14 protein-coding genes are annotated in these 17,005 nt (G+C 70.1%); 9 read left to right on the forward strand and 5 right to left on the reverse strand.

The genetic code is table 11. The features are described from left to right. Positions 1-126 precede the first annotated feature (126 nt). Positions 127-1,521 carry an MFS transporter gene (locus CFB41_RS20250; protein ID WP_089457675.1) on the reverse strand — a complete coding sequence of 465 codons (1,395 nt, stop codon included), beginning with the start codon at positions 1,519-1,521 and terminating at the stop codon, positions 127-129. 409 nt (positions 1,522-1,930) lie between these two features. On the opposite strand from CFB41_RS20250, the gene CFB41_RS20255 reads away from it, so the two are divergent. Next, complete coding sequence (locus tag CFB41_RS20255) at positions 1,931-3,049, forward strand: porin (RefSeq protein WP_089458934.1); 1,119 nt, start codon at positions 1,931-1,933, stop codon at positions 3,047-3,049. A gap of 44 nt (positions 3,050-3,093) precedes the next feature. Here the strand turns inward: CFB41_RS20255 and CFB41_RS20260 are convergent, their stop codons facing one another. Beyond that, entirely contained in the window at positions 3,094-4,128 is a 1,035-nt protein-coding gene (locus CFB41_RS20260; RefSeq protein WP_089457676.1) for a LysR family transcriptional regulator, read from the reverse strand. Then, the gene (locus CFB41_RS20265) at positions 4,125-5,099 is read right to left on the reverse strand and encodes an AraC family transcriptional regulator (protein ID WP_089457677.1); all 975 of its coding nucleotides are present in this window, start codon (positions 5,097-5,099) and stop codon (positions 4,125-4,127) included. Before CFB41_RS20265 ends, CFB41_RS20260 begins: the two co-directional genes overlap by 4 nt. Positions 5,100-5,249: 150 nt before the next feature. On the opposite strand from CFB41_RS20265, the gene CFB41_RS20270 reads away from it, so the two are divergent. Next, positions 5,250-6,374 (forward strand): NAD/NADP octopine/nopaline dehydrogenase family protein, encoded by a 1,125-nt coding sequence (locus CFB41_RS20270; protein WP_089457678.1) that lies wholly within the window; start codon positions 5,250-5,252, stop codon positions 6,372-6,374. Further along, positions 6,371-7,378: a 3-hydroxybutyryl-CoA dehydrogenase gene (locus CFB41_RS20275; protein ID WP_089457679.1), complete on the forward strand. Its 1,008-nt coding sequence runs from the start codon at positions 6,371-6,373 to the stop codon at positions 7,376-7,378. Before CFB41_RS20270 ends, CFB41_RS20275 begins: the two co-directional genes overlap by 4 nt. 134 nt (positions 7,379-7,512) lie before the next feature. Here the strand turns inward: CFB41_RS20275 and CFB41_RS20280 are convergent, their stop codons facing one another. Together CFB41_RS20280 and CFB41_RS20285 are read right to left on the reverse strand one after the other, a co-directional pair. Further along, complete coding sequence (locus CFB41_RS20280) at positions 7,513-8,850, reverse strand: MFS transporter (protein WP_089443171.1); 1,338 nt, start codon at positions 8,848-8,850, stop codon at positions 7,513-7,515. Between the two features lie 145 nt (positions 8,851-8,995). Beyond that, a complete protein-coding gene (locus CFB41_RS20285; protein WP_089443170.1) occupies positions 8,996-9,886 on the reverse strand; it encodes a LysR family transcriptional regulator in 891 nt (296 codons plus the stop codon). Between the two features lie 101 nt (positions 9,887-9,987). On the opposite strand from CFB41_RS20285, the gene CFB41_RS20290 reads away from it, so the two are divergent. The 6 genes from CFB41_RS20290 (at position 9,988) to CFB41_RS20315 (ending at position 16,835) form a co-directional block, all read left to right on the forward strand. After that, positions 9,988-11,541 (forward strand): AMP-binding protein, encoded by a 1,554-nt coding sequence (locus tag CFB41_RS20290; protein WP_089457680.1) that lies wholly within the window; start codon positions 9,988-9,990, stop codon positions 11,539-11,541. 11 nt (positions 11,542-11,552) lie between these two features. After that, complete coding sequence (locus CFB41_RS20295; RefSeq protein ID WP_089457681.1) at positions 11,553-12,740, forward strand: acyl-CoA dehydrogenase family protein; 1,188 nt, start codon at positions 11,553-11,555, stop codon at positions 12,738-12,740. Further along, a complete protein-coding gene (locus tag CFB41_RS20300; protein ID WP_089457682.1) occupies positions 12,737-13,888 on the forward strand; it encodes a CaiB/BaiF CoA-transferase family protein in 1,152 nt (383 codons plus the stop codon). Before CFB41_RS20295 ends, CFB41_RS20300 begins: the two co-directional genes overlap by 4 nt. 44 nt (positions 13,889-13,932) lie before the next feature. Then, positions 13,933-15,231 (forward strand): MFS transporter, encoded by a 1,299-nt coding sequence (locus CFB41_RS20305; RefSeq protein WP_089443166.1) that lies wholly within the window; start codon positions 13,933-13,935, stop codon positions 15,229-15,231. 119 nt (positions 15,232-15,350) lie between these two features. Beyond that, on the forward strand, positions 15,351-16,412 hold the full coding sequence (locus tag CFB41_RS20310; protein ID WP_089457683.1) for a porin: 1,062 nt from the start codon (positions 15,351-15,353) through the stop codon (positions 16,410-16,412). A 39-nt stretch (positions 16,413-16,451) separates the two neighbouring features. Further along, positions 16,452-16,835, forward strand: a complete 384-nt coding sequence (locus tag CFB41_RS20315) for a BON domain-containing protein (protein ID WP_089443164.1) — start codon at positions 16,452-16,454, stop codon at positions 16,833-16,835. The last annotated feature ends 170 nt before the right edge of the window (positions 16,836-17,005 follow it).

Below are 17,005 nucleotides of genomic sequence, written 5' to 3' on the forward strand. Positions count from 1 at the left end.
TGCGATCGAGAATAGGGATGGGCATCGCATAAATCAAATCGATTAAAAAGCGATGCATGAATCAGTGAGATGGATGATGGTCGGGCGGCACGATTGCGCCTGATTGCGCCCGATCTCGTCCGGTGTTCAGCGCGCGGCGATCGCGTTGCCCGTCTCGGCCGCGTGCGGCGCGGCGGCGGACGCCAGGCCGCGTTCGCGGTCGAGGCTGCGGCGATAGTGCCGGCACCCGGCGGCGAGCAGCAGTGCGGCGAGCGTGGCCGCCGCGACGTTGACGATCGACATCGAATGACCGACCGCCGCCGGCGCGCCGAACACGCGATCGGTGAACAGCGCGACGACGGTCGTCCCGATCCCGAGCGCGATCAGGTTCGACACGAGCAGAAAGAGCGCGGAGATCTGCGCGCGCATCTGGTTCGGCGCGAGCGTCTGCATCGCGGCGGTGGACGTCGGCATCGGGAACGACGCGAAGAACATCGCGACGACGAGCATCGCGAGCGATGCGGGCAGCGAGTCGAGCTGCGTGAACAGCGTCGCGGGGATCACCATGCACGCGGCGCCGATCGCACCGGCGCGCATCGGCGCATCCTCGCGGCCGCGCCGCAGCAGCCAGTCGTTGAGCCAGCCGCCGCAGAACACACCGGCCGTGTTCGCGACCAGCAGCACGATGCCGAGCGTGTAGCCGGCTTCGACGGCCGTCATCCCGAAGCGGCGGATATAGAACGCGGGCGTCCAGCTCAGCAGGCAGTACAGCGTCATCGCGTAGAACGAGAAGCCGAGGTAGTGGCACGAAAAAGTCGCGCGATGCGTGCCGACGAAGCGCAGCGAATCGCGCATCGACACGCGCCGCACGGCGCCCGAGCGATCCTGCGCGAGCCCCTTGCGCTGCGGGTCGCGCACGGTCGCGGCGAATAGCAGTGCCACGAGGATCCCCGGCAGCCCGACGATCAGGAACGTGACCTGCCACGCATGCACCTGCCCGACCACCGGCAGCGTGAACGCGCTCGCATGCTTGAGCAGCGCGATCACGTAGCCGCCGATCAGGAACGCGACGCCGCCGCCGATGAACGAGCCGAGCGAATACACGGCGATCGCGCGCCCGAGCTTCTCCTTCGGGAAGTAGTCGGCGAGCATCGAATACGCGCCGGGCGACAGCGCGGCTTCGCCGACACCCACGCCCATCCGCGCGATGAACATCTGCACGAAATGCTGGCTGAGCCCGCACGCGGCGGTTGCGACGCTCCACAGCGCGATGCCGAGCGAGATGATCCGCGGCCGCGCATAGCGGTCGGCGAGATACGCGACGGGCAGCCCCATCACCGCATAGAACAGCGAGAACGCGAAGCCGTTCAGCAGGCTGAACTGCGTGTCGGACAGGTGCAGGTCGCGCTTGATCGGCTCGATCATCAGCACGAGGACCTGGCGGTCGACGAACGAGAAGACGTACGCGAGCATGCAGATGACGACGACATACCATTCGTACGTATAGCGCTTGCCGGCAGCGCGGGCCGTGGATGCGGACATGCGGATTCTCCAGGAGCGGGCGGTGAAAAGCGCGGCAGCGGCCTGGCGGGCCGGGCGCCGTCGCGGCGCGAAAGCGTGCTGGGGCACGTATCGGAGACGCAGCGTAGTCGGCCAAATTCAGCCGCCATAGCCGGAGTGACAGCCGCGCCACACGGGCATTTACCGACCCGGATAAAGAAAACACCAGGGTCCCGCGCGCCGGCCGCCGCGCAGCACGCGTGCGGCGGGGCGCACGTGCCTCATGCGGCGCATCTATAAGCGTTATAGAGCGCATTGCGTCGACGTCCGAAATTGTCGTTCCTAGACTCGGCCCGTTTTTGATCGGCAGCGTTGGCCCTTCTTGGCGAACGCGCTTCATACCACGCGGCGCGGCGCCGAACTGCGCCGCACACTCTCCGGGACGACGACGATGAACCAACCGAACGGGCGGGCCGACCGGCTTGCCGTACCGCTTGCCGCGCTGCTTGCCTGCGCGGCGTTGCCCGCCTTCGCACAATCGAACGTGACGCTCTACGGCCGCGTCGACACCGCGATCGAATACGCGAACGCCGGGCCGAACCACGTGACGCGCATGGGCAGCGGCAACCTGTTCGCGTCGCAGTGGGGGCTGAAGGGCGTCGAGGATCTCGGCGGCGGCTACGCGACGATCTTCAAGCTGGAAGATGGCTTCAACGCGGCGAGCGGCGCACTGTCGAACAGCAACGCACTGTTCGGCCGCGAGGCGTGGGTCGGCATCACGGGGCCGTTCGGCGGCGTGCAGTTCGGCGAGCTGTACACGATCCTGCACACGACGCTCGTCACGTACAGCCTGCCGGGCCTCGGCGCGGGGCTCGCGTGGGGCAATGCGACGAACAACTTCGTCGGGCCCGCGTTCCTGCGCGTGCGCAACTCGATGCGCTACACGTCGCCGCGCCATGCGGGCTTGATGCTGCGCGCGATGGCCGCGCGCGGCACCAACGGCGCGGCCGGGCAGCCGGCGACGCTTGGCGATACGTACGGCGCGGGACTCAACTACGTGCGCGGCGGCCTGTCGGTCGACGTCGACTATATGCAGCAGAAATTCAGCCCGGTGGCGGCATCCGCGCTCGGCGACACGAGCCCGGCCGCGAACGGCAACTACACGCTCGGCGCGATTTCGTACGACTTCAGCGTCGTGAAGGTGGCCGCGCTGTACATGCGCCATCGCGGCGGCCCCGACGTCGCGACCGCGATCGACAGCCAGAGCGCGTATCCGCACAGCGACATCATGGAGCTGAGCGCGACGGTGCCGATCGGGCGTGCGTCGCTGTTGCTGAGCGTGGGTCACTACCGCAAGGTCGCGGACAGCGACGGCAATGCCGATTCGTACGGCATCCGCTTCGAATATCCGCTGTCGAAGCGCACGGTGCTGTACACGGGCGCCGCGATGGTGCGCAACGGCGCGCATGCGCGCTTCGTCGTGAACGGCGCGGCGGGTGGTGGTGTCGCGGTCGCGAAGCCGGGCGCGACCGCGAGTTCGATCGTCGCGGGCATCCTTACGTCGTTCTGAGCGCTTCGGTCGCTCCGGGGCCGCGCGCCTTCCCGCTTGCGCCGCTATGCGCAGGCGGGCGGCTGCGGCGCGAGCCATGCCTCGAACGGCGCCAGCTCGCCGATGTTGAACAGTTCGAGCAGCAGCGCGCGCAGCCAGCGATGGCCGGGGTCGGCGTCGAAGCGCCGGTGCCAGTACGCGTTGACGGCCCATTCGCCCGCACCGGCAATCTCGTACAGCGCGCACGGCTGTCGCGCCGCGAACGTGATCGCGATCGTCTCCGGCAGGATCAGCGCATAGTCGCGGTCCTGCAGCAGCGCGGGCACCACCATGAAATCGGGGAGCGCTGCGCGCACGCGCGGCATCAGCCCGTGCCGTTCCAGCAACTGCATCGATTGCGGATGCGACGTGACCGCGACGAAGCGCAGCGTGTCGGGCGCGTCGCCGTCGAGCACGTAATCGTCGGGCAGCGCGACGCGCTGCGCGGTGCGGCGCGGCAGCAGCAGCACGCAGCGCTCGTGCAGCAGCGCGGTGCGCTGGAAGTGGCTCGACGCATCGGCGAAATGCCCGAGCGCGAAGTCGATGCGCCCCGATTCGAGTGCGACATTGAGCTGGCATTCGTCGACGTGCAGCGTCTCGATCACCGCGCCCGGCGCGCGGCGGTCGAACGCGGCGAGCAGCGTCGGCAGGAACGCGCTCGCCGCGAAATCGCTCATGTGCAGGCGGAACACGCGCTGCGTGCTGTCGGGCGTGAAGCGCGAGCCTTCGTCGAGCACGTCCTGCAGGATCGCGAGCGCCTTGTCGACCGACAGCGCGAGCCGCTGCGCGCGCGGCGTCGGCTCGACGCCGGTGCCGGTGCGCACGAACAGCGCGTCGCGGAACATCAGCCGCAGCCGGCCGAGCGCGTAGCTGACGGACGGCTGCGTGACGCCGAGCCGCAGCGCCGCGCGGCCGACGTGCCGCTCCTCGTACACGGCGCGAAACGTCTTCAGCAAGTTGAGATCGAGATCCTGCACGCGCAACTCGGACGGGTCGTTGTCGTGCGGCGCGGATTCGGTGCGGGCCGGGGCCGCCGGGCGGCCGGGTGCGGAGTGCGTCATCGGGGTTGCCTCGCGGTGACCGAAGGCGCGTGGCCATAACGCCGCGCATACGCCTTCGCGAAATGGCCGAAGCCTTGGATGCCGTGCGCGATCAGCACGTCGGTCACGCTGCGCGCGTCGCCGCGTTGCAGCGCCGCGTGCACGGCGGCGAGCCGGCATTCGCGCACGTAGGCGGCCGGTGTGGTGTTCAGGAACGCGCGGAACGCGTGCTGCAGCGTGCGCGGCGCGACGCCCGCGACGGCCGCCAGCGCGGCGAGTGCGAGCGGTTCGCCGAGGTGCGCATTGACGTGATCGCACGCGCGCCGCACGTGCGCCGGCACCGGCGGCGTGCCGCGCGTGAGCGCGTCGCTGTACGAATGCGGCAGGTGCGTGAGCAGCAGCGACATCAGCCACGTGGTGAGGTCGGCGCCGAAGGTCGTCGCGGCCGTACCGATGCCCGGTTGCGCGCCGAGCCGGCACAGGTATTCGAAGGTCGGCAGCAGCAGCGCGGCGCCCGCGCCGGTGCCACCGGCCGCGAGATCGAACTGCAGCGGCCGCGTGAGCGTGGCCTGCAGCATGTCCTGCAACTTGCGTTCGAGCGCGCCGCGTTCGAGCCGCAGCACGAGGTTGCGGCAATCGGGGCTCGTGCTCAGGCGGCTCGCGAGCGCGGGCGACGACACGGTCAGCTCGCCGGGGCCGGCGCGCGCGACGACGCTGCCGGCCTGCAGCTCGCATGCGCCGGCGAGCGTCAGCCTGAACAGGACGTGGTCGGCGTCGTCGCCGAAATCGATGCGCGTTTCGCGGCCGTAGCAGAGTTCGAGCAGCGCGCCGTGATGCAGCGGCACTTCGTACAACTCCGCATGAAACGGATCGCGGCCGCGCGCGGCCATCCGGTGCGGCCCGAGGCGGTGCGCGACCGCGCGTTCGACTTCGTCGGGGGCGTGCAGCGTGCCGAGCCGGTTCGGCGCATGGCGTGACAGGGCGATATCCATTCACGGACCTCGTAGCGGATGCGGCGGGCGCGGCGGCATGCGCATCGCCGCGATTGCGTTGCGCGAACAGGCGCGCCGTTGCGCGTTTTGAAGCGACGCGGCGAAAGCGGCCGCGTAGTCTCGGAAACACTCAATCACCGGGAGAAGACGATGAAGGTATGTGTTCTGGGCGGCGGCCACGGCTGCCATGCGGCGGCGATCGACCTGCTCGAGAAGGGCCATGACGTGACGTGGTGGCGGCGCGACCGCGAGCCGCATGCGCGGCTGCGCGAGCTTGGCGTGCTGAACGTGACCGACTATCGCGGCACGCGCGCGGTACCGCTCGGCGATGCGCCGGGTGCGATTCGCCTGACCGGCGATCTTGCGGCCGCGCTGCGCGGTGCGCAACTCGTCGTGGTGCCGCTGCCGGCTACGTCGCACGACGCGCTCGCCGCGCAGGTCGCGCCGCTGCTGGAGGACGGCCAGGTCGTGTTCCTGCCGCCCGGCACGTTCGGCAGCTTCGTGTTCGCGCAGGCGGCGGCCGATGCCGGCAGCCGTTCGCGCGTCGCATTCGCCGAGACGGGCACGCTGCCGTACCTCGTGCGCAAGCATGGCGACAACGACGTCGTGATCAGCGCCTATGCGACACGCCTGCCGACCGGTGTATTTCCCGCGAATGCGGCCGGCTGGGCGTTCGACGTGCTGCGCGCGGGCTATCCGTCGGTCGAGCCGGTCGAGGATGCGTTGTCCGGTGCGCTGATGAACGCGGGGCCGGTGATCCATCCGCCGCTGATCCTGATGAACGCCGGGCCGCTCGAACACTTCGACGCATGGGACATCCACAACGAAGGCACGCAGCCGTCGATCCGCCGCGTGACGAATGCGCTGGATGCCGAACGCATCGCGGTGCGCGAAGCGCTCGGTTACCGCGCGCCGCATTTCCCGCTCGCGGATCACTATGCGGCCGATGGCGACGAATGGATGTATGGGCGCGGCGCGCACGGCAAGCTGACCGATAGCGGCGACTGGCGCGAGAAGATCGATCTGCGTGCCCATCGCTACATGCTCGAGGACACCCGGCTCGGGCTGTCGTTCATCGTGTCGTGCGGGCGCTGGGCCGGCGTGCCGACGCCGGTCGCGCAGGGGCTGCTGAGCATCGCGAGCGCGGTCGCGGTGCGCGACCTGTATGCGCAAGGGCGCACGCTGGAGCGGCTCGGGATCGCGGCGCTGTCGAAGGACGCGATGCGTGCGCTGCTCGACAAGGGCCTCTCGGGCATCGCGGGAGTTTCAGCATGAGCGCCGTCAAATTGACGCGCGTGCACGTGCTCGGCGCGGGGCGCATGGGGCAGGGGATCGCGCTCGTGTTCGCGTTCGCGGGGCTCGACGTGACGCTGATCGACTTCAAGCGGCGCGATGCGGCCGGCCGAAGCGCCTTCGACGAGCGCACGCGCGACGAGATCGCGAGGCCGCTGCACGCGCAGGTTGCGCTCGGCCGCATCGATGCCGCGCGGGCCGAGGCGGTCGTCGCGCGCATCGCGATCGTTTCCCGGGATGGCGCCGCGGAAGCCGTGCGTGATGCAGACGTCGTGTTCGAGGCGCTGCCCGAAGTGCTCGACGCGAAGGCCGACGCGCTGCGCTGGCTCGGCGAGCATGTCGATGCGCGCGCAACGATTGCGTCGACCACGTCGACGTTCGTCGTCACCGACTTGCAGCGCCATGTCGTGCACCCCGAACGGATGCTGAACGCGCACTGGCTGAACCCGGCATTGCTGATGCCGCTCGTCGAGATCAGCCGCAGCGATCTGACGGATCAGCCGGTGGTCGACGCGCTCGCCGCGCTGCTCGAGCGCGTCGGCAAGAAGCCGGTGATCTGCGGGCCGGCGCCCGGCTACATCGTGCCGCGCATCCAGGCGCTCGCGATGAACGAGGCCGCGCGGATGGTGGAGGAGGGCGTCGCGAGCGCGGAGGATATCGATACGGCCATCCGCACGGGCTTCGGCCCGCGCTTCGCGGTGCTCGGGCTGCTCGAATTCATCGACTGGGGCGGCTGCGACATCCTGTACTACGCGTCGCAGTACCTGGCGGGCGAGATCGGCCCGCGCTTCGCGCCGGCCGCGAGCGTCGTGCGCAACATGGAAACCGGGCGCGACGGTGTGCGCACGGGGGCCGGCTTCCACGACTATGCGGACGTGGATGTGCCCGCGTACGTGCGGCAGCGGCTCGGCGAATTCGCGCGGCTGCTCGATCACCTGGGACTGGCGCCGGTGTTCGACGGCGGGCGGCGCGACCCGCGCGAGTAGCGCGACTGGCGCGAACGACCCGGCCGCGCGCGCTCGCGGTGCCGCGAATGCGCGTACGCGGCACCGCGAGCGGGTAAGCTGCTCACCCGCCGCAAACGTCGAAGGCACGGATGCGGCCGACGCGTGCAGCACGCTCACGCCGTATCGCCGCGCGTGGCGGCGTCAGGCGCGACGTGCGTCTCGCGCATCACGCACAGCGTCGCGACGGTCACGAGGCCGAGCGCAACGAGAAACAGCGACACCGGCCACGACGCGTGATAGCGCGCGAGCAGCGCGGTCGCGATCAGCGGCGACATCCCGCCCGCGAAGATCGACGCGACTTCATGCCCGAGCGCGACGCCCGAGTACCGCACCTCGGTGCTGAACAGCTCGCCGACGAGTGCGGGCAGCGTGCCGATCATCGCGCCGTGACTCACGGCGGTGCCGACCGTGAGCGCGAGCCACACGAGCGGCGTCACGCGCGTGTCGAGCAACCAGAAGAACGGGAACGCGCACGCGACGAGGCTCAGCGCGCCGATCAGGTACACGGGCTTGCGGCCGATCCGGTCGGATAGTTTGCCCCATGCGAGCATCGCGCCCATCTCGACGATCATCGCGATCATCACGCCGGTCAGCATCACGCCGTTCGGGATGCCGACGTATTTGCCGTAGACGAGCGAGAACGCCAGGAAGATGTACGCGCCGCCGTTCTCGGCCACGCGCAAGCCCATCGCGAGCAGGATTTCCTTCGGATGGCGACGAATGCATTCGACGATCGGCAGGTGCGTGTGCGCGCCGCGCTTGCCGGCCTGCTCGAAGTCGCGGCTTTCCGGCAGATGGCGGCGGATGTAGATGCCGATCGCGAAGATCACGACGCTCGCGAGGAACGGCAGCCGCCAGCCCCAGGTGCGGAACGCGTCGTCGGGCAGCGCCTGCGCGGCGAGAAACGCGGCCGACGACAGCACGAAGCCGCCGCCCACGCCGAGTTGGCTCCACGCGGCGTAGTAGCCGCGCTGTTCCGGCGGCGCGTTCTCGCTGATCATCAGCACGCCGCCGCCCCATTCGCCGCCGGACGCGATGCCTTGCAGCAGACGCAGCACGACGAGCGCGGCCGGCGCCCACACGCCGATCTGCGCATAGGTCGGCAGCAGGCCGATCGCGAAGGTCGATGCGCCCATGATCAGCAGCGTCCACACGAGCGACGCCTTGCGCCCGTAGCGATCGCCGACGTGGCCGAACACGATCCCGCCGAGCGGCCGCGCGACGAAGCCGAGCGCGAAGGCCGCGAACGCGGCGAGGCTGCCCGTGAGCGCCGATGCGCCGGGCGGGAAGAACACATGGCCGAACACGAGCGCCGCGGCCGTGCCGTACACGAAGAAGTCGTACCACTCCATCGCGTTGCCGGCGACGGAGGCGATGACGATCCGGCGCAGTTGCCGGTCGGCGAGCGGCCGGGCGGCGCTCGGGGATTGCACGGTGTCGGTTGGATACATGGCGGACTCTGAAGGGGAAGGCAGGCGCGTGCCGTCTGTGCAGCACTGCGGGCTAGTGTTGTCGGCACCGTGCCCCCGGTCAAATCCGCAGAAAAAGGGGAGGGTCATCACTCCCGCAAATGATGGTCGCGGCGCGTCCCCGCGCCTACCCCACGCTTTCCCGCAGCAGCGCGATCATCCGCTGCGCCAGCGGCGGCACGTACGCGCCTGCCCGGTGCATCGCGCCGATGCGGCGGTCGAGGTCGAGCTCGCCGGCCCGCAGGTCGAGCGCGCGCAACCCGGTCACCTGGTCGAGCGCATCCGCGCCGCCGACACACAGCAGCGGCGTACCGCGCAACAACTGCAGCAGCGACGTATTGCCGAAGTCCGTCTCGATGCGCAGGCGCGGCGCGGGCAGGCCGCGTGCGCGGAACGCGTCGTCGATCCGGTGCCGCACGGGAATCGTCGCTTCCGGCAGCAGCCATTCCTGGTCGGCGAGATCCGCGAGCGTGAGCCCGCGCTTGCGCTGCAGCGGGTGCGCGGCGTCGGCGAGCACCGCCAGCCGGTCGTCGAACAGCGCGATGGTGTCGAGGCCGGCGTCCTGCTGCTGCGGTTCGGGCGCGACGACGAGATCGAGCTCGCCGGCCGCCAGCAAGTCGAGCAGTTCGCGCGCGAGCCGGCAGCGCAACCGCAGCCGCGCGGCCGGCCGCTCGCGGATCAGTTGCCGGCACGCGCCGAGCACGAACGCATTGGGCACGGTCGGCGAGTAGCCGATCCGCACCACGCCCTGCTCGCCGCCGCGGATCGCGCGCATCTCCTGCAGCGCGTCATCGAACTCGAGCGCGATCCGCTGCGCCCGCGCGACGAAGCGTGCGCCGGCCGGCGTCGGCGTCATCCCGTTCGCGGTGCGCTCGAACAGCGTCACGCCGACTTGCCCTTCCAGCCGCTGCACGGCTTTCGTGAGCGCCGGCTGCGACAGCCCCAGCGCCTCGGCGGCCTTGCCGATGCTGCCGTGCCGCTCGACGGCCAGCAGGTACTCCAGATCGCGCGTATCCATCGGGGGATTCCTGTCGGTTATGACTTTATATCCGGTGATGCATTGTGGTGATGCCTGGGCATCTTACAGACTGGCGGCACTGTTCGACCAGGAGAATCGTTTTGAGCTTCGCCTACTTCCTGCGGCGCGCGGCCCGCTACTGGGGCAGCCAGCCCGCCGTGATCCACCGCGACCGCGCCGTCACGTACCGCCAGCTCGACGACCGCTCGACACGGCTCGCGAATGCGCTGCGCGGCCTCGGCTTCGCCCCCGGCACCCGCATCGCCGTGCAGGCGCGCAACTGCATCGAGCTCGTCGAGATCGAATGCGCGCTCTACAAGGCCGGCCTCGTGAAAGCCGCGCTGAATCCGCGCTTCACGGCAGCCGAGGCGGCCGACGTCGTCGGCAACTGCGCGCCCGCCGCGTTCATCGGCGGGCGCGGCTACACGGATTACACGCCCGATTCGCCGGGCTTTTCGTCGGTCGAGCGGTTCGTGTCGATCGGCGGCGCGACGACCGGCTATCTCGACTACGACACGCTGGTCGCACAGGGCAGCGATATGCCGTCCGACTACCAGCCGGCGCCGGACGACCTCGCCGTGCTGCATTTCTCGTCCGGCTCGACGGGGCGCATCAAGGCCGCGATGCAGAGCTACGGCAACCGCCTCGCGTCGCTGCGCAAGATCGTGCTGGGGATGGACCGCCCCGCGCAGCCCGGCGACCGGCTCGCGCTGATCGGCCCGATCACGCATGCGTCCGGGATGCTGATGCAGCCCTACCTGTTCTGCGGCGCGACGCTCGTGCTGTTCGACGTGTTCGAGCCCGCGCATTTCCTCGCCGAGGTCGCGCGCCAGCGCATCACGCACACGTTCATGGTGCCGGCGATGGTCAACATGCTGCTGAACGCGCCGGAGCTCGCGCAGGCCGACCTGCGCAGCCTGAAGGTGCTCGGCTACGGCGCGGCGCCGATGGCGCCGGCGCGCATCGAGGAAGCGTGGGCGCGCATCGGCCCCGTGCTGTCGCAAGGCTACGGCGCGAGCGAATCGACGTCGGGGGTCACGCGGCTCGGCATCGCCGACCATGCGCACGCGCTGCTGCACGATCGCGAGCGGCTTGGATCGTGCGGCCGGCCGCTCGGCGAAACCGAGGTGCGGGTGGTCGATGCCGACGGGCGCGAAGTCGAGGGCGACGCGATCGGCGAGATCGTGATTCGCGGCGCGGACGTGTTCCAGGGCTACTGGAATGCGCCGGAGCTGACGCGCGAGGTGCTGGTCGACGGATGGCTGCATACGGGCGACCTCGCGCGCACCGATCGCGACGGCTTCATCTATCTGGTCGACCGCAAGCACGACATGATCATCTCGGGCGGCTTCAACGTGTATCCGACCGAAGTCGAAGCGGCGCTGTACCGGCACGAAGGCGTGCTCGAGGCCTGCGTGGTCGGCGTGCCCGACGACAAGTGGGGCGAGGCCGTGAAGGCCGTGGTCGTGCTGCGCGCCGGCCGTGATGCGCAGGCGGACGATCTCGTCGCGCACTGCCGCGCGCAGCTGGCCGACTACAAGCTGCCGCGCTCCATCGATTTCGTCGCCGAGCTGCCGAAGAACGCGAACGGCAAGATCGCCCGCAAGCTCGTGCGCGAGCCGTACTGGCGCGGTGTCACGCGCCGCGTCAACTGAAGGAATCCGCCATGTTCGATCATCTGCAACGCCCTGAATTCGTCGCGCTGCGTGCGGCCGTGCTGCGCTTCGTCGACGACGAACTGCGCCCGATCGAGCGCGAACTGCGGCTCGACTCGGAAGACGTGTGGCCGCGCGACGTGCTGCGCCGCGTCTGGCAACGCTCGGCCGCGCTCGGCTTCTATACGGCGAGCCTGCCCGTCGAGATCGGCGGGCAGGGGCTGTCGATCGCCGAGGTGTGCGCGCTGAAGGCCGACCTCGCCGCGAGCGGCGCGGCGCTCGCGCCGCACGTGCTCGGCGAACTCGGCGGGCCGCCGCGCGTCGGCAACATGCTGAAGTACGCGACGCCCGCGCAGCTCGATCGTTATTTCAAGCCGGTGATGCGCGGCGAGAAATCGACGTGCTTCGCGCTGACCGAACCGCACTCGGGCTCGGACGCGATGAGCATCCGCACCACGGCGGTCGAGGACGGCGATGCGCTCGTGATCAACGGCACGAAGCACTACATCAGCGGCGCGCCGTTCGCCGATTTCGCGATCGTGATGTGCGTGACCGATGCGTCCGCGACGCCGCCGCAGATCACGGCCGTGCTGGTCGATCTCGACCTGCCCGGCGTGAGCGTCGAGCACGAATACGTGCCGATGTCCGGCCAGCACATCGATGCGGACCTCCGCTTCGTCGACGTGCGCGTGCCGCGCGAGAACGTGTTCGGCGGGCTCGGCAACGGCTTCCGGCTCGGCATGTCGCGTATCAACGTGAACCGGCTGCTGCATTGCCCGACGATGCTTGGCCTCGCGATGTCGGCGTACCGGGCATCGCTCGATTACGCGCGCACGCGCCGGCAGTTCGGCGGCCCGATCGCGCGGTTCCAGGCGATCCAGCACATGCTCGCCGACATGGCCGCCGCGCTGTGGGCATGCGAAAGCATGATCGCGCATACGGCCGCGCTCGCCGATGCAGGCGCCGACCTGCGGATGACGGCCGCCGCCTGCAAGCTCTACGTGTCGGAGCGCTGTTTCGAGGTCGCGGACAAGGCCGTGCAGATCCACGGCAACGTCGGCGTCACGCGCGGCCACCCGGTCGAGCAGACGTTCCGCAAGCTGCGGATGTTCCGGATCCTGACGGGCACCAGCGAGATCCAGCGCAACACGATCGCGAAGGCGATTCTCGAGCCGGCCGGCGCGGGAGGCGCTGCATGACGGCCCGCGACGACGCACGTGGCGCGTGGCCTGCCGCCGATGGTGACGGCGACGCGCCGGCCTGGTCGTGCCTGCGCGGCGTGCGGATCGTCGATGCCGGCCAGTTGCTGCCCGGGCCGCATGCGTGCGCGTTGCTGCGCCAGCTCGGCGCGGACGTGATCAAGGTCGAGCCGCCGGGCGGCGATGCGTTGCGGCAGTTCGGCGCCGACACGTTCGCGCAGTTCAACCGCGGTAAGCGCTCGATCGTGCTCGACCTGAAGACGCCCGCCGGCCGCGCACGCTTTCTCGATCTCGTGCGCGACGCCGATGCGGTGGTCGAAGGCAACCGGCCCGGCGTGATGGCGCGACTCGGGCTCGGCTACGACGTGCTGGCGCACGCGAACCCGCGCGTCGTGCTGTGCTCGATCACCGGCTATGGGCAGCACGGCCCGTATGCGAACCGTCCCGGCCACGACCTGAACTTCCTGGCCGATGCCGGTTACTGGTCGGTGCCCGCGCAGCTGCATGACACCGTCGCGCGGCCGCGCGTGCGGCTGGCCGACCATGCGGCCGCGTTGCACGCCGCGCTCGCGCTGGCGGTGGCCGTGATGAGCGCCCGCACGAGCGGGCGCGGCCAGCATCTCGACGTGTCGATCCACGACGCGATCTTCGCGTGGACCGCACCGGCCGCGTGGGCGCTGCGCACCGGCCGCGATACGCCCGACACGGCGCGCTGGGTGATGCCCGACAACGACCTGTTCGAGACCGCCGACGGCCGGCACATCGTGCTCGCGACGCTCGAGGACAAGTTCTGGGCCGTGTTCGCCGATGCGCTCGGCGACGCGTATCCGGCGCTGCGCGAACCGCGCTTCGCGCAACGCGCGGGCCGGCAGCAGCATCGGCACGCGCTGGGTGCGCTGCTGTGCGCGACCTTCGCCACCCGCACGCAGGACGACTGGATGCGCGCGCTCGGCGCACTCGGGCTGCCGGTGTCGCGCGTGCCCGACGCGGGCGCGGTGTTCGACGATCCGCACGTGCGCGAGCGCGGTGTCGCCCGCGAGGTGGCGGCCGACCGGTCGCTCGCGGTGCGCTTCCCGGTGAAGTTTTCGCTCGGCCTGCCGGACCGTGACGACCGGGTGCCGGCGCCCGGCGAGCACGGCGGCGGCTAGCGCGACGCCACGCGCCGCCCACGACAAATAGACAGGAGACAGCCATGACGAATGGTGCGCAGTACCGCCCCGGACGGGCGTGGTCCATCGCGACGATGCTCGCGCTGATGATGCTGGTGAATTTTCTCGACAAGGTCGTGCTCGGCCTCGTGTCGGTGCCGATGATGCGCGACCTGCATCTGAGCCCGACGCAGTTCGGCGTGATCGGCGGCAGCCTCAACTGGCTGTTCGCGGTCGCGGCGGTCGCGGGCGGTATCGCCGCGAACCGCTGGCCCGCGAAATGGCTGCTGTTCGCGATGGCGGCCGCATGGGCGCTGCTGCAACTGCCGATGCTCGCCGCGAGCTCGATCTGGGTCGTCATCGCGTGCCGCGTGCTGCTCGGCATCGGCGAAGGGCCCGCATCGCCGGTCGCGACGCACGCGATCTACAAATGGTTTCCCGATACACGGCGCAATCTCCCGGTCGCGCTGCTGCACCAGGGCAGCGCGCTCGGCCTGCTGATCGCGGGGCTCGCGATTCCGGTCGTCACGTCGCACTGGGGCTGGCGCGCGAACTTCGCGGTGCTGGCGGTGCTCGGGGCCGTGTGGTGCATCGCGTGGGCGGTGCTCGGCGAGGAGGGCACGCTGTCGCGCGGCCCGCGCGCGGCCGGCGGCGAACGCGTGCCGTACGGGCGGCTGCTCACCGACCGAACGGTGCTCGGCAACTTCCTCGGCCACTTCGCGGCGAACTGGATTCTCGCGATGACGCTCACGTGGATGCCGACCTACCTGCAGCTCGGGCTCGGCTTCGGGCCGCACGAGGCGGGGCGCATGTTCGCGCTGTTCGTCGCGGTCACGTCGCCGCTCAGTCTCGCGCTGGCCTGGCTGTCGCAAACCTTGCTCGCGCGCGGCATGCCGTCACGCCACGGGCGCGGCACGTTCATCGCGGTCACGCTCGCGATCGCCGGCGCGATGCTGGCCATGCTGCCGGTGCCGGAGCTGCCGCGCGCGGCGAAGCTCGTGCTGCTGACGCTCGGCAGCGGCCTCACGCTGACGATGTACTCGATCGGCCCCGCGATGCTCGCCGAGGTGACGCCGGATGCCCAGCGCGGCGGCGTGCTCGCGCTCAGCAACGGCTTCGCATCGCTCGCGGGCCTCGGCGCGCCGGTCGTCACCGGGATGCTGATCGAAGCGAGCGGCGCGTCGGTCGCGCGCGGCTTCGAACAGGCGAGCGTCGTGTGCGGCGTCGTGCTGATCGCCTGCGGCGTGTTCGCCGCCTGGTGCCTCGATCCGCAGCGGTCGCTGCGGCGCCTCGCGGGCGACACGGAGCGTGCCGCGCCGACGGTCGGCGCGTGCGGCCGCTAGCGCTTGCCGCGCACATCGCATTGCATCGCATTCGGCGTACGGCCTGCCAGTCGGGCCGCGGCGCCTTTCGACGGGAGCAGTACCACGACACGCCGCGCGATGACGCGGCAGGAGGAGACATGAAGAAGATGGTCGCGGCGGCGCTGATCGGCGCGCTGTGGGGGAGCGCGCATGCGCAGTCGAGCGTGACGCTGTTCGGCCAGGTCGGCGGCGGCGTGCGATGGGTCAACGGGCAACAGGGCGGCAGCCAGGTCGGCTTCAACGGCACCAACATCATTGCCGGCAACGAGTTCGGGATACGCGGCAAGGAGGATCTGGGCGGCGGCACGACCGCGCTGTTCGTGCTCGACGGTGCGTACAACACCGGCACCGGCGCGTTGAAGACGCCGGGCACGCTGTTCTCGCAGGCCGCCTATGTCGGCGTGTCGGGCGCGTTCGGGCGATTCACGTTCGGCCGCCAGTTCAATGCGGCCGAGGATCTCGGCATCGCGCTCGATCCGCTCGGCGGGCGCGGGCAATCGCTGACGGTGGAGCCGGGCGTGCAGTTCGTGGGCAATTTCTTCACGCTCGACTCGCGCTTCAACAACACGATCAAGTATCTCGGCCAGGCGGGCGGCCTGCGGTTCGGCGCGAGCTATTCGCCGGGCGGCGTCGCGGGCAACACGCGTGCCGGCACGAATTTCTCGGCGGCGGCAATGTACTCGTTCGCGAACGTGATGGGCGGCGCGTCCTATTCGAAGACGTACAGCGCCGACGGCACGCAATCCGCGCAGACGATCCAGACGGGCGGCACGCTGCAGTTCGGGCCCGCGCGCCTGTATGCCAGCTACGTGTCGCTGGCCGTGACCGCACAACGCGCCGGCGCGCCGACGCGACACGATGATATCCCGTCGCTCGCGCTGCTCGTGCAGCCGACGCCGCGCCTGCAGTTTTCCGCAGCCGGCTTCTACGACATCGCACGCCGCATCGGCAACGTCCCGGGCGCGGACGGCAACAAGCTGACGGTCTACGCGGTTGCCGAGTACTTTCTGTCGAAGCGCACAGAGCTGTATGTCGAACTCGATCGCAACGGCATGACGGGCGCTTATATGCGCGACCCCGTGACGCGCGCCGCGTTGGGTTTGCGGCCAGGTGCGAGCGCAACGACCGGCGTGACGCTCGGGATGATGACGCGCTTCTGAACGCCGCGTCTTTCTCATTCTACGAAAAGAGGAATCCTCATGAACATCCTGAAGAAGTCCGTTGCGTACAACATGCTGGCGATCGCAGCGTGTTGTACCGCCCTGACGCCGGCGTTGGCGCAATCGGACGCGCCAGCCGGGCCGTCATCCGCGCCGGTTGCCGCTGCCGCGCCGGCGGCATCGGTCGTCAAGCAGCGCAAGGCGGCCGACCGCAAGCTGATGCGGCGCGTGAGCGCGGCACTGGCCCGCACGCAGGGGCTGAATGCGACGCGCGTGCTCGTGCGCGTGCGAGACGGTGTCGTGACGCTCGCCGGGTCGGTGTCCGACACGGGCCAGGCTGCGCTGGCGGCCGAGGCGGCGCGGGGCGTCGACGGCGTCGTGTCGGTCGTGAACCAGTTACGGATCGACAGCCAGCCGTTGTGACGCGTACGGCTCGGGCTCACGGCCCGAGCGGTCGGTGCCCGAGCGCATGCCGTTGCGCGCATCGCACGGGCTATCCGGGAAAACCGCATAGGCGCATCACGCGTCGCCGTTTCGTCAGCTTGCTTACGCAAGCCATTCATGTCTGAGTAAAGCGCGCCATGTCCAGCGGA

This window comes from Burkholderia sp. AU33803, assembly GCF_002223095.1.
Taxonomy (GTDB): Bacteria; Pseudomonadota; Gammaproteobacteria; order Burkholderiales; family Burkholderiaceae; genus Burkholderia.

Coding starts and splice junctions, on each gene's coding strand:
- CFB41_RS20270 (WP_089457678.1), top strand. CDS start 5,250: ATGAAGGTATGTGTTCTGGGCGGCGGCCACGGCTGCCATGCGGCGGCG.
- CFB41_RS20300 (WP_089457682.1), top strand. CDS start 12,737: ATGACGGCCCGCGACGACGCACGTGGCGCGTGGCCTGCCGCCGATGGT.
- CFB41_RS20250 (WP_089457675.1), bottom strand. CDS start 1,521: ATGTCCGCATCCACGGCCCGCGCTGCCGGCAAGCGCTATACGTACGAA.
- CFB41_RS20305 (WP_089443166.1), top strand. CDS start 13,933: ATGACGAATGGTGCGCAGTACCGCCCCGGACGGGCGTGGTCCATCGCG.
- CFB41_RS20285 (WP_089443170.1), bottom strand. CDS start 9,886: ATGGATACGCGCGATCTGGAGTACCTGCTGGCCGTCGAGCGGCACGGC.
- CFB41_RS20265 (WP_089457677.1), bottom strand. CDS start 5,099: ATGGATATCGCCCTGTCACGCCATGCGCCGAACCGGCTCGGCACGCTG.
- CFB41_RS20255 (WP_089458934.1), top strand. CDS start 1,931: ATGAACCAACCGAACGGGCGGGCCGACCGGCTTGCCGTACCGCTTGCC.
- CFB41_RS20260 (WP_089457676.1), bottom strand. CDS start 4,128: ATGACGCACTCCGCACCCGGCCGCCCGGCGGCCCCGGCCCGCACCGAA.
- CFB41_RS20310 (WP_089457683.1), top strand. CDS start 15,351: ATGAAGAAGATGGTCGCGGCGGCGCTGATCGGCGCGCTGTGGGGGAGC.
- CFB41_RS20315 (WP_089443164.1), top strand. CDS start 16,452: ATGAACATCCTGAAGAAGTCCGTTGCGTACAACATGCTGGCGATCGCA.
- CFB41_RS20275 (WP_089457679.1), top strand. CDS start 6,371: ATGAGCGCCGTCAAATTGACGCGCGTGCACGTGCTCGGCGCGGGGCGC.
- CFB41_RS20295 (WP_089457681.1), top strand. CDS start 11,553: ATGTTCGATCATCTGCAACGCCCTGAATTCGTCGCGCTGCGTGCGGCC.
- CFB41_RS20280 (WP_089443171.1), bottom strand. CDS start 8,850: ATGTATCCAACCGACACCGTGCAATCCCCGAGCGCCGCCCGGCCGCTC.